10 protein-coding genes are annotated in these 13,623 nt (G+C 28.3%); 5 read left to right on the top strand and 5 right to left on the bottom strand.

Going from position 1 to position 13,623, the window contains the following annotated elements; all coding sequences use genetic code 11:
• The first annotated feature begins 2 nt into the window (after positions 1-2).
• Positions 3-1,853 (top strand): histidine kinase dimerization/phosphoacceptor domain -containing protein, encoded by a 1,851-nt coding sequence (locus BP769_RS06215; RefSeq protein ID WP_413828360.1) that lies wholly within the window; start codon positions 3-5, stop codon positions 1,851-1,853.
• A 90-nt stretch (positions 1,854-1,943) separates the two neighbouring features.
• On the top strand, positions 1,944-2,825 hold the full coding sequence (locus tag BP769_RS06220; RefSeq protein ID WP_413828359.1) for a hypothetical protein: 882 nt from the start codon (positions 1,944-1,946) through the stop codon (positions 2,823-2,825).
• 179 nt (positions 2,826-3,004) lie between these two features.
• Here the strand turns inward: BP769_RS06220 and BP769_RS06225 are convergent, their stop codons facing one another.
• The gene (locus BP769_RS06225; RefSeq protein WP_413827545.1) at positions 3,005-4,984 is read right to left on the bottom strand and encodes an FUSC family protein; all 1,980 of its coding nucleotides are present in this window, start codon (positions 4,982-4,984) and stop codon (positions 3,005-3,007) included.
• Between the two features lie 262 nt (positions 4,985-5,246).
• Between BP769_RS06225 and BP769_RS06230 the strand changes: the two genes are divergently transcribed.
• Entirely contained in the window at positions 5,247-6,158 is a 912-nt protein-coding gene (locus BP769_RS06230; protein ID WP_413862290.1) for an ABC transporter ATP-binding protein, read from the top strand.
• Between the two features lie 2 nt (positions 6,159-6,160).
• Positions 6,161-6,898: an ABC transporter permease gene (locus BP769_RS06235; protein WP_413828357.1), complete on the top strand. Its 738-nt coding sequence runs from the start codon at positions 6,161-6,163 to the stop codon at positions 6,896-6,898.
• 20 nt (positions 6,899-6,918) lie between these two features.
• On the opposite strand, the gene BP769_RS06240 is transcribed toward BP769_RS06235, so the two are convergent.
• A complete protein-coding gene (locus BP769_RS06240) occupies positions 6,919-8,298 on the bottom strand; it encodes a DHA2 family efflux MFS transporter permease subunit (RefSeq protein WP_413862292.1) in 1,380 nt (459 codons plus the stop codon).
• Between the two features lie 181 nt (positions 8,299-8,479).
• Between BP769_RS06240 and BP769_RS06245 the strand changes: the two genes are divergently transcribed.
• Positions 8,480-11,002 (top strand): U32 family peptidase, encoded by a 2,523-nt coding sequence (locus BP769_RS06245; protein ID WP_413825903.1) that lies wholly within the window; start codon positions 8,480-8,482, stop codon positions 11,000-11,002.
• Between the two features lie 18 nt (positions 11,003-11,020).
• Here the strand turns inward: BP769_RS06245 and BP769_RS06250 are convergent, their stop codons facing one another.
• The 3 genes from BP769_RS06250 to BP769_RS06260 are packed head-to-tail and all read right to left on the bottom strand — an operon-like array spanning position 11,021 to position 13,447.
• Positions 11,021-11,593 (bottom strand): zinc ribbon domain-containing protein, encoded by a 573-nt coding sequence (locus tag BP769_RS06250; RefSeq protein WP_413825901.1) that lies wholly within the window; start codon positions 11,591-11,593, stop codon positions 11,021-11,023.
• A 30-nt stretch (positions 11,594-11,623) separates the two neighbouring features.
• Complete coding sequence (locus BP769_RS06255; RefSeq protein WP_413825899.1) at positions 11,624-12,202, bottom strand: PadR family transcriptional regulator; 579 nt, start codon at positions 12,200-12,202, stop codon at positions 11,624-11,626.
• A 27-nt stretch (positions 12,203-12,229) separates the two neighbouring features.
• Complete coding sequence (locus BP769_RS06260) at positions 12,230-13,447, bottom strand: aldo/keto reductase (protein WP_409198993.1); 1,218 nt, start codon at positions 13,445-13,447, stop codon at positions 12,230-12,232.
• Positions 13,448-13,623: the final 176 nt, after the last annotated feature.

The raw sequence follows: 13,623 nt of genomic DNA on the forward strand, positions 1-13,623 counted from the left end.
GTATGTTTCCTCTTAGTTTAACCTATTTTGAGAAGGGTAATCCTGAATCATTTAAAATGATTAAAATAGATGAAGGTGTGAGTTTTTCTAATCCTCCTAAACATTTCTATCCTTTTAAAGATTTGAAGTTTAAAGAATTATATGCTTATTCTAATCAAATTATTGATATTTATAAACCTTTAAACTCTGATTGTGATGATTTCATTATAAATTATTTATCTTCTAAGGATTATCATAAAAAAGATGAAAAAAGGGATTTAAGTGAATATAATGGGTGCTTGTATTCAGAGTTCTTACCTGTTTATACTAGTTTAGGTGTTCTTAAATCTTTTAAAAAGGTTTATCAAAACAATATTACATTATATGCTAAGTTTATGATTCATGATTCTAATGATAATTTACTGTTTAGTTATGAAAGTAAAATTTTTAAATCTAAAGGTTTAATTTTTGTTTTAACAAATAATGTAACTGACTCAGAAGCATTAATTGAGGAGAATAAGAAAATATTCTATCAATATAATCCTGCAGTAGTGATAAGTAAAAATCAAGTTTTTATTAATAAAAATAAGAAATTCAAGGATTTAGAAAAAAAGTACTCAATATTTAATTTTGAGGATATGATTTTTAAAGACTTTACACATGAGGAATGGTTAAGTTTTTATGATGAAATACTTAAAATGGAAGTTTTATCCTATTCTGGAGAGGTTGAATTTAAATTAAATAATGGTTCTTCTGCTTATTTTTCTGTTTATATAAGTCCAGAGTATTATGAAAGTGAATCAGTTGTTAAGTTCTATTTTAGGGATATTACAAGTTTTAAATATGATAAGTTTAATTCTAAGATTTTTCAACAGAACTTATTAATTAGTGAGAAACTTAATAAGTTTGCATTATTACATGTGGATAATACTGGTTACTTTAATTGGGATAGGGAGATTTATGATATTTTAGAATTAAATAAAAGTGAAATACAGAATTATGATTCTGATTATAATTTTTTTAGGGATTTTTTAGATAGTGAAAGTAAAGATAAGTTTGATAAAATTGTTAATGGTGAAATTGATCATTTCTATAATAAGGTTTTAAAGATTACTAGTGCTAAAGGTAATATTAAATATTTAACTGTTTATAGTTTTGTGTCTGGTAATTTATATAATAATGGTTATAATAGGATTATTTTTTATGTTCAGGATATTACACGTTTAGTAAGTATTCAGGAGGAGTTAAAAAGTAATAATATGATGATTGAGTCTAATATTAATAGTGATGAGGTTTTACTTAAAGAGGTTCATCATCGTGTGAAGAATAATTTACAAATTATTCTTAGTCTTTTAAATATTGATTATAATTTTAATAAGGATAATCCTGAAACTACGATTTGGAATACTATTAATCGTATTAATAGTATGGCTTTTATTCATGATAAAACATATCAATCTAATAGTATGGATTATGTTAATGTTAGAGATTATATTGTTTCTGAGTCTTCACAAATTTTTTCCTTATATGGTGGTAGTAATATTAATTTACATACTGATATTGATAGTATGGAGTTGAATATGGATATTATTACTCCTTTAGGTTTGATGATTAATGAGTTGATTTTAAACACTATTAAGTATGCTTTCCCTTCTGGTGAGGGTGATTTGTGGATTAAACTTAAAAAGGCAGATGAGGGTATGGTTTTAACTGTTTGTGATAATGGTGTGGGTTTGCCAAGTGATTTAAATATTAATACTACTAGTAGTTTAGGTATGACTATTTTGCAGAGTTTAACTAAGCAAATTGATGGTGAGTTAATTAACTTAAAACCCAGTAAAGGTACAGGGATTATGATTAAATTTCCAATTTAATATAGGTGCTATGTTAAAAACTTAGTTGATTTTTATTTTTTAAAATTTTTTTTAGATTTATATAAATATTAAGGAGGATAATAATATATTATGAAGTGTTCAAGATGCGGATTTGAAAATCCTGATGGATTAGATTATTGTAAACGTTGTGGTAAAAGTTTAAATAATCCTGTTAGTGATAATCGTAGAAATATTTCTAATAGTAAACATCCAAAGAATGTTTCAAATCCTGATGGAAAAAAGGATAATAGTATTTATTATATGGTTGGTGTTGGTTTAATTATTGTTTTATTGATTGGTGCTGCTGTTGCTTTATCATTTAATAATTCTGGTACTAATTCTACTAATAATAGTACTAATAGTCCAAGTAAAGGTCTTGTTCCTTACACGAATCATGTTACAGGTTCAGGTGTAAGTCAGTCTGATAATAATGCTGAGGAGAATGTGACTAGTCCTGCAAATGATTCTAGTATTCAGGAGAATCTTAGTTCTATGGTTAATGATACTACTAATTCTAGTGTTGCTTCCATATTTAAGGAGGAGAATGATTCTAATTCTTTGAAGAATAATATTGTGCAAGGTGTGAATGATTCTATTGGTTCTAGTAATGTTAATGTTGATGATTTAGCTAGTATGGTTGAAAGTGCTCCATCTGGTTTTACTAATATTGATATTGGTGATGCTAATCTTAGTATTGATGATGCTACTTACTTATTAGCAAGTAATATTTTAGATCATTCTAGTACTAGTGATACTAGTAGTAATACTGAGGATTCTAATATGATTTCTAGTAGTGAGTATAGTAATCTTGCTAGTGAAGTTGTTAATTCTATTCAGGAAAATGGTAATGTTCCTAATAGTGTGGAGTTTGGTGATAATGGTGTTTCTTTAAGTCATGATGAGTATGTTAAATTATTTGCATATATTGTTTCTCATGGTTTTCCAAGTGAGGTTAATTTAAATAATATTTAAATGGTGGGGATTATTTTTTTTCATTTCCTTTACCCTTTTTAATATTCATAAAATTAAAACTTAACACAATTTAACTTATACTTAACAAGTGCAAGTATAAGTTTTTTTAATCTTATTCTTATTTTAATACATTGATGATGTTTATTTTAAAGCTTAAAACTTTTAAGTATATAGGAAACTTATATCATTTGATTAAAACGAGTGAAAGTACTATTCCTACGACCAGTTTTAACAAGATCATAAACCACTTCCATATCCTCATAAATCCATTTAAAATATCTTAAAAGAATAATATCCTTATTATCACTATACTTAGTTTCTAAATAATCAACTATACTAGTTAATTCTTCAAATTCTTCTTCAAAATATATTTCATCATCTTCCAATATAACATTATTAATATTAGTGAAAAAATTATCAAATAAATTTAAAGCTTTCTCAAACTTAAAATCCCGATTAGTACGGAAAATATAACGTTTAAGACTTAAAAAATTTCCATGAATCTGATTAAGAGAACTTGATAATTCAATAAATAAATCAATATCATCACTTATATCCTCATATTCTTCACTAATACGATCTATACTTCCAGTCATACGTAAATTATTATCATGAATAAGTTTATTATCCTTAAATAAATTATCCTCATTTTCATTTAGGATATGTATGATTAAATTTTTATTAAATTCAATTTTATTTGCAATTAGAATACTTAAATTATTTTTAGTTTCATTAGGTAATATGAACATTCCAACAAGGAAACTAATTAAGGCCCCAATTGCTGTTCCGAAAATACGATACATTGCTTGTGATACTAATAAATTTGAAGGTTGGATGAAAACCACCATCATCATAGCAAAAAATATTCCAATACTATAATTATTCTGCATATATGCATAGAAAAGACTCATAGTTAGCACAGCTAAAACTGGAATTAAATAGGATAAGTTAAAGTTTAAAAGTATTATTGCTATTAAGGTTGCAAGTGCACTACCTGCAAGTGTTGCAATTACTCTTTTTAATACAGTTATTTTTGTAAATTTTGCATCAGGTTTCATTGTAAAGAAACTACTAATGGTTGCTGCATACTGTATTATTCCTCCAGTTAATATATCAAAGATAAATGATAAATTAGTGGCGATTGCAAATCTTATACCATAGCGAACATTAATATTGTTTAAGGTTAAATTATCTTTTAAGTTTGTCCATGTGCTTTCTTCATCTTCAGGTAATGGTATATTTTCTTCTGTGTATGCACCAGTTAATCCTAAATTTATTTTTTGGAATGTTTTTAGGTAGGTGTGTATAGATTTTTTAACATTTAATGATTCTGGTTTAGTATCCTTTATTTGATTTATATCTTCTACGATTCGTCGTAAGTGTTTTAGGTTTAATATTAAACCTTTATCATTGTTTTTTATTATTGCTGTGCTTATTTGTGTTTGTAGTTTATCTACTTCTTTTATGAAATTTTTAAAGTATTCCTGGTTTTCCTTGCTTATATCATCTTTAACATATTGGAGGTTGAAACTGGATATCATTAGACTCATTGCTAGGTGTATGAGTGTGAATGTGTAGTCTGATTGGTCTGCTTTTAATATTATGGTACGGTTTTTTATGAATTTATCATATTTGATTTTAGGTGAGTATAGTTCAGCTAGGATTTTCCTTTTTGTAGGGTCATGTTTTAAGTATTTAATTATTAGTGTTGGACTGGTTTCTAGGAATATTGCAAATGATCCTATTGCTCCACAGTATAGGGCTAAGTGTAGTATGTGTAATGGGTGTGTTGTGCTTGTTATGTTTAGGACATTTGTGAGTACAATGTTTAAGCTTATGAAGTATGTGAACATTGTAAATAGTCCAACTGTCCGGTTTAAGCCTCCTTTTATGTTCATTATTATGAAGAAGATTAACCATATTATGAAAAATAGTATTGCGATGTAGGTGTTTAGGGTTGCGAATGTTGCTGTAAAGACTGCTAAGCCTCCGCAGATTATCATTTTTATTGCATGGTGTGTGAGTGTTTTTAAGGGGTATGGTGTGTTGACTAGTAAGCCCATTAGTATGCTTGTTATTATGAATAGGTATATGAGTTGGGGAAATAAGAGGTAACCTATTATGGAGGATAGGGTTAATCCTAGTAGCATATTAATCATTTTTGGCCAGTTGGGCCTTTTTTCTGATTTTATTAGTCTTTTTATCCGGTTTTTGTATGTTATTTTTTCCATTTTAATTATGTTTATTTATGTTTTTTATTGTTTTTATATAATTCTTAATCTTTTTGTGGTGGGGTTATCTTTATATACTAGAATTGTAATATATTTATTACATATGTAATATATTTTTTACAAATGTAAAATTTTCATTACATATACACATTCACAATTCACCCAAAAAAAAAAGGAAGTGCCACAAAAAATGACAAAATACATAATAGAAACCACCCAACTAACAAAAAAATATAAAAAAACCACCGTAGTAAACAACATAAACATGAAAATAGAAAAAGGAAAAATCTATGCATTACTCGGAAGAAACGGAGCAGGAAAAACCACAACAATGTGCATGCTCCTAAACCTAATAAAACCAACAAGCGGACAAATACACATATTTAACAAAAACACACAAAACCACCAAAAAGAAATCTACAAAAAAATAGGATCCATAATAGAAACACCAGGATTCTATGAAAACCTCACAGCAAAAGAAAACCTGAAAATATTTACAAAAATCAGAGGAGACTACAATGAAAAACAAATACAAAAAGTCCTAGAAATAGTAAACCTCAAAGAAGAAAATAAAAAATATAAACAATACTCACTAGGAATGAAACAAAGACTAGGAATAGCAGCAGCAATAATCCACAAACCAGAACTCCTAATCCTAGACGAACCAATAAACGGTTTAGACCCAGTAAGCATACGGGAAATACGAAAACTACTACAAAAATTAGTAAAAGAATACAATTTAACAATCCTCATAAGCAGCCACATACTAAATGAAATCGAACACCTAGCAGACGTAATCGGAGTAATGGATCATGGAAAACTAATACAAGAAATCACCCGTGAAGACCTACATGAAAAAACCAATAAAAAACTATTAATCGAAGTAGATAATAAAGACTTAGCTAAAAAAATTTTAACAAATAAAGGATTAACAGAAAATATAGACTACAAAATAAAAGATGAAATAGAATTATACAACCACTTCAACGATAGAAGCACCTTAAATAAAGAATTCATAAACAATGGAATAAATGTAAACCGATTATCCCTTGAAGAGGAAAACTTAGAAGAATACTTCACAAATTTAATAGGAGAAATATAAAAATGTTAACAAATTTTATTGAAATGGAATTTTTAAAACTAAAAAGAAGTAAAATATTTCTAGTAACCCTACTTGGATGTTTAGTTATACCATTTTTATTATCAGGAGAATTTCTATATATGCAATCACAAGGTAATCAATTACTATTTGATTTATTCTTAAGCGAATCAAATCTTTATTTCTTAAGTATGTTTGGAGTAGTACTCTTTGCAGTAATAGCTAATCACCTATTTACACGTGAGTATAATGAACACACACTTAAATCAATATTAACTCTACCTGTTTCTAAAACTAAATATTTAACTGGTAAGTTTTCAATGTACCTACTATGGATATTAATATTATCAATCTTCACTTTCCTCTCAAGTTCATTATGTTTTATCCTACTTGGAGGAGATGGATTTACCTGGACAATATTCTTTAAAATGTTTAAAGAATTAATATTTGGAAGCATATTACTTTATCTTGCAATGTCACCATTAGTATTTTTAAGTATTCTAATGAAAAATTCAGTATTCATAATGATTGCAAGTGCAGGTATAGTGTTTGGAAACATGTTAGTATATGGTAAAGTTTTCGCACCATTATTCCCATGGATATCACCATTTATAATATCTGCAGGGAAATTAGGAGAATACACCTACGGAACCCTAACACCATCATTAATAATCCTAGCCACATTCATTATAGGAGTTTTTATTACATGGTTATACACTTATAAAAGTGACGTACCATTATAAAAACTTTCCATTCTCTTTTTTTATTGATTATATGATGGATGATCATTTTGAATATATTTTAAAATAATTACTAGTGCAAATAACATTAAAATTACTTGTATTAAGAAGCTTATATTTATCCCATAACAGTCTACATTTCCGTTTAAACTGAAAAAGGTTACTATTGCTACTAGTATGTTTGTTCCAAGTGCTCCTGTGATTTGTCTTAAACTGTTTAGGATTGCGGTTCCATGACTATAATCGGACCGTGGGAATGGATCTACTCCATAAGCTTGAAGTGGTGTTATAAGGAAACTTAAACCAATCATACGGAAACAGTAAACAATAGTGATTAAGACTAAATTACTGTTCAGGTTTAAAAAGACAAAAGGTAGTGTTCCTATTATAATAAAAACAAAACCAAGTAGACTACTTGTTCTTGCACCATAATCATCTTGGAATTGTCCAGCTTTAGGGTTTACAAGAGCATGTAAAATACTTCCAGGCAGTAAGATTAAACCTGAAGTTATAGCGCTTAATCCTCTTGCAGATTGAATATATAATGGTACAAGTAAGGTTCCACTCATCATTAAAATATAACTTAAACAAACAACAATAGTACTTGCAGCGAAAACATTACATTTAAATAATTCTAATTTTAATAAAGGAATACTTGCATGTAATTGCCTATAAGAGAATACAAGTAGGAATATTAATCCAATAATGATAGGAGGTAAAGATAAAAGGTTTCCTAATCCAATATTTACTGCATTAGTTACACCATACATTATAAGAGTAAAACCTAAACCATACATAATTACAGATAAGAAATCCATTTTCACAGGATATTTCTCTTTAATATTCTTTAATTCCACACTACCTATAATGAATAATATAATAGCTATTACTGAGAGGATGCTGAATATTGCTCTCCAATCAAAGAAATCCACAATAAATCCACTAAATGTTGGTCCGAATGCTGGTCCTGCACCTACAACTAAACCCATATAACCAAAAGCTTTACCATGATCCTCTAATGGGAAATAATATAAAATAACAACTTGTGATAATGGATATAGGATTCCTGTTCCTGTTGCTTGTATTATGCGTGAAATTAAAAGTACATTGAAGTTAGGTGCAAAAAAAGCTAGAATACAACCAATAATGAATAATCCTAAAGCACCCATAAATACATGTTTAGTATTATGCCTGTTAATTATAAAAGCACTTACACAGGTAACTAAACCTAATATAACAATGTAGATTGTAGTTAACCATTGGCCTGTAGTAGCATTTATACTGAAATCACTCATAATATTAGGTAGTGCACTTGTAAGTAAACTTTGACCAAGTGAACCCATAAAACCAGCAGTTAATAATATAATAAGTACTAAATTTCGTCTGTTTTTAAAAAATTCCATAAAATATCTAATTAGAATATTTATTTTTAAATATTTTTAAAATTTTCCCCTCCCCAAAAAAAAATAGTATATTTAAAGTTTTAAAGATTTCTAAATATAATATTTATTAACTTTAAAAAACATAATTCAATATTAATTAAGAATTAAATTATTTTAACTATTTTTTTCGGAGATTATATAAGTGGTATTACAAGAATTATTAGCACCAGCAGGATCATATGATGTACTTGTTGTTGCAATTAATGCTGGAGCAGATGCAGTATATATTGCAGGACATAGGTATGGGGCAAGAGCATTTGCTCAAAACTTCACTAGTGAAGAATTAGAAAAAGCAGTACAATATGCACATTTAAATGGTGCAGCTGTACATGTAACAGTAAACACCTTGTTTAATTCAAGTGAAATCTTAGAAGTACTTAAATATGCTCAATTCTTATACCGTATCGGAGTAGATGCCTTAATCGTTCAAGACTTAGGATTAGTATACTTACTTAATAGGTTTATTCCTAATATGGAAATACATTCCTCAACACAAATGACCCTAAGAGATTATAATAGTATAAAATGGGCTAAAAATCAAGGAATGAATCGTGTAATATTACCAAGAGAAATGAGTGTAGAAGAAATAAGTCAAATTAGAGATAAATTAAAAACTGATAATATTGACTTAGACCTTGAAGTATTTGGTCATGGAAGCCTCTGTTACTGCATATCCGGGGATTGTTATATTTCCTCATTTATAAATGGTAGAAGTGCAAACAGAGGAGCATGCTCACAACCATGTAGAAGTGATTATAAATTAAAATATAATAATCATAGTGTGGCAAATGGATGTTTAATAAGTACTCATGATTTAGCAGTTTATAAGGATTTAAAATCAATATCAGATGCAGGAGTATATAGTGTAAAGATTGAGGGAAGACTTAAATCTGATGATTATGTAGCAACAGTAGTTCATACTTATAGAACCTTACTAGACCAATTAGATGATACAAATCCTGAAACCTTAAAACTTTTACAAAGAGACTTAGATTTAACCTTTAACCGGTACTATACTAATGGTTATATTCTTGATGATGAACCTCCAGAAGTAATGGGAAGAGAAAGTAGTTTCCATCAAGGATTATATCTTGGAGACATAATTAGTATTAACGGTGAAAGAGTAGATATTAAATTTGTTGACCCTAATCATCCAATTCTTATAAGTGGTGATGGTATAGGATTTAAACATAATAATCATATTCGTGGAATCTATTTAGATAAAATCGTAGAGCAAAATGATAAACATATCTTAATTGAAACCACTCGAGATATTAGAGTTGGATCTAAAGTTTATATAAGTTATAGTAAAGCATTACATGATAAGCAAAAACAGTATAAGAAAGAGGAAATAAAACCTCACATACCATTATCCCTAAGTATTAAGCGTAATAAAAAAAATAAGATGCTTATTAATGCTAGTTTTATAATTGAGAATAATTTAATAGATTTTGAATATATGAGTAAGAAAGCGTTTGAGAAATCTATTAACCGACCATTAACAACTGAGGCAATAGAAAATCAGATGAGTAAAACTGGAAACACTCCATTTATAGTGGATAATATCCTATTTGAAGATTTCCCAACAGACGTGTTCATGTCTATGAGTAGATTGAATAAGATACGAAGATCAGTCCTGGATATTGCATCTGATATTTTACTTGGATATTACTTGCCTGAAGAAGAAGAATCTGAGGATATACGGGTTAAAATTAAAGATTATACTCATGAACTTAAAAGTAAACAAGTCCCTGCTAAATCTAAGGATTATATTGGATTTAATATTTATGTTGATAATTTTAACTTATTAAAACTTGTTGCAAAACATTCATTCCAAAGAGTATACTTTGATCCTTCTTACTTATTTACAAATAGTACTGATTACTTTAATAAAATTGAGGGAATTCTTAGAAATGCTGCGGGAATCTGTTTTGATAAAGAATTAGTATGGGTATTATCTGCTTTCACTTCTGATGAAGATTTAGAAAAAGCAAATACAATAGTAAATAATTTAAGTAGGGAAAATATTCATATTAGTATAATGGGTGATTCACCATCCTTACCTTTAATTTTCAATACTAATGTGTATGGTGCTCATAATTTGAATGTTTGGAATAATTATACTGTTAAAACCTTAAATAATACTGGTTTTAAAGGTTTAACAATTAGTAGTGAATTGAATAAAGAGGAAATTAAGGATTTAATAGAAAATTCACAGGAAGAAGATATTCAATTAGAATTAATAGTTTATGGAAATCAGGAAATCATGGTTACAAAGGATGATTTCAGTGAATTAATCAACGAGAAGGATTATCATATAGAAGCTGGTGAGTATATGGTCTTACAGGATAAGAAACGTAATAAGGCTAAGTTTAAAATATTTTTAGATTATAATAAACAAAGTCATTTTTACAATGATGATTGCTTATCACTTATTGATGAAATCCAGGAGATTAAGGATATGGGTATTGATAATATCACCTTAGATTGTAGATTCACAACTCCTAAATTTGTATCTAGAATTATTTCTCTTTATGAGCAAAAATTAGGTAATCCTGAAGAAGAAATAGATTACTTTGATAGTATTGTGAATATGTCTAATTCTACTATTAATAAGGGGAATTATGTTAATGGTAGGGAAAATGAGAAAAGAAGAAAAAAATAGGGTTTAAATCTATTTTTTTTATTTTATTTTCACACTGTTTAAAAGATTAGTACTGTCAGGGTTTTCTGGGTTTAATGTTATTCTCACTATTTTATCATTTTTATTGAAGATAAACACGGTACTGTGACTATTATCTGTTAAACTGGTTTCATTTATTTCAAGTCCAGGATTTCCAAGTACGTTTACACTTTGAGAATTATCCACACGTGTTTCACTATTACTTGTAGTCCAGTCATCGGCTGATGTTTCACTTAATTTATCATCATGAATTGCACTAATACTTCCAATGTATGTGCCGTTTACACTGTAAAAATCTGTAAATTGTGTTTGTGGGTTTTCAATAACTTTTCCAAACATTGGATGTTCAACTGTGAAATTATTGGAAGTATAAGTTGTTGTAGCTATATTATATGTTGTGAAACTTACAATCATTCCACCAATAATCAAAAGTAAGATTATAATTATTAGATATTGTAATCTTTTATATTTCCGTTGGTAAACTTGATTAGGGTCTTTTTTTAGTAGTGTTCCACATTTTCTACAATATTGATCTTGAGGTTCGTTTTTTTCACCGCATCTTGGACAATACATTTTCCCTTTAAAAATTTTTTTATATTTAATTTATTTTTCATCAATGTTTTGGGAGTAAACATTTACTGCTATTTTTTTAAGTCTTTTACTTAAATTTAGTAAGTCATCTTCATAAGTTTTTAGTTCCTCTTCATTAATATTTTCGATTCTTGTTATTGCAAAGTCTAAATCTGCAAGTGTGTTTTCTAATGGGTTTTCATTAAAGTATACTTCTTTTTTTTGTAAAGTTTCTAGTACTTCATGTAATTTATCATTTCCAAGTTCAGTGTTTTGATATTTACCATTACTTAATTTAACTATTAAGCCTTCTTCTCTCATTTTTTTAAGTTTAGGGTATAGGCTTCCTGGTGATGGTTTTGATTTAACTTTTCGTGTGAATGGATCATTTAAGTCTTTTTCATGTTTAGTGTAGTAGATTTGTTTCTTTTTTTCATGTAATTTTTTATTATGGATTTCTATTTGTTTACTTATTTCTACTCCATTTAATGGTTTGTCTTTTAGTTCGTATAATATGACTATTCTTAGTCCACCGTATTTATGGAAGTTTTCTATCATTTCATATAGTAGTCCCCAGTATTTAATGGTTTTATCTGCTTTTTCTTCTGGCATTTTGATTTGGCTCCAATATATTTTTTTTTATATGATTTTGAATAATTTTAATATTTGTCTTAATAATGGTAAGGTTTTCTTTGTTAGGTTTCCATGGAATTCTTTATTCACGGTTTCTAGGAGGTTGGGTATTGGTAATTGTTGTGGACACTTACTCACACAGGCATTACATTGCGTGCAGAGACTTGCATCTTGTGCTGGTCCTACTGTTCCTAGTAATCCTCCTATGTAATTGATTGTTGCTTCATGGATTCCGAATTGTTTTTGGTTGAATAAGTATTTTTCATTGTATGTTTGGAAACATTCTGGTATGCTTACTCCTCTTGGACATGGCATACAGTATCCGCAGCTTGTGCAGTTGATTTTATTTAATTTTAGTATTATGTTTTTTATTTCTTCTATTGTTTTGAGTTCTTCTTTTTTTAGGGTGTTTACTTGTGTTGTGTTTGCTATTTTTATGTTTTCTTTAACCATTTCTAAACTGTTCATTCCGCTTAGTATGCAGGTTATTTCTTTTTGATTGAGTAACCAGCTTAGTCCTAAATCTGCATTTGAGCGGGTGATGTTTTTTTCTTTTTTTAGTTTTTCTACTTCAGGTGGTAGTTTTCCTGCTAGTAGTCCTCCTTTTAATGGTTCCATTATTATTATTCCTATTCCTTTTTCGTGTAGGTATTGTATTCCTTTTTTTCCTGCTTGGAAGTTTTCATCTAAGTAATTGTATTGTAGGAGGCACATGTCCCAGGGGTAGGAGTCTACTATTTTTTGGAATTGGTTGCTTGGTCCGTGATAGGAGAATCCTATGTTTCGGATTTCTCCTGTTTCTTTTTTTTCTTCTATGAATTTGTTTAGATCATTTTTTTGGAGTTTTTCTATGTCTTCGTATCCTATTATATTGTGTATGAAGTAGTAGTCTATGTGGTCGGTTTGTAGGTTTTTTAGTTCTTGGTTGAACATTTTGTGCATATCATTGTAGGTTTTTATTCTTAGCCGGTTCATTTTTGTGCTTATGTTGACTTTGTTTCTTAGGCCTGTTTTTTTTAGTATTTCACCTATGGCTTTTTCGTTTTCTCCGTTTCCGTACATGTATGCTGTGTCTATTAGGTTTACTCCATTATTTATTGCATATGTTATTTCTTGGCTTGCTTTTTTTAGGTCTGTTCCACTCATGGTGGTTGTTAGTCTCATTGCTCCGAATCCTAGAGGTGAGAGTTTTTCTCCGGTTTTGGTGATTGTTCTGTATTGCATTTATTTTTTCCATTTTTATATTATTTTTTATCGGTTTTCGATATTTTATGTTTTGTTTTTTTTCTCATATATATACTTTCTTTTCACATTTTGGATTATTCTTTTGTCTTGTTTTTGGTTTTTATTTTGATTTTTTGTCTTGTTTTTATATTTTTTTTAGGGTTTTGTTTTTTTTA

This window comes from Methanobrevibacter sp. UBA417 (assembly GCF_002508845.1).
Lineage (GTDB): Archaea > Methanobacteriota > Methanobacteria > Methanobacteriales > Methanobacteriaceae > Methanobrevibacter_A > Methanobrevibacter_A acididurans.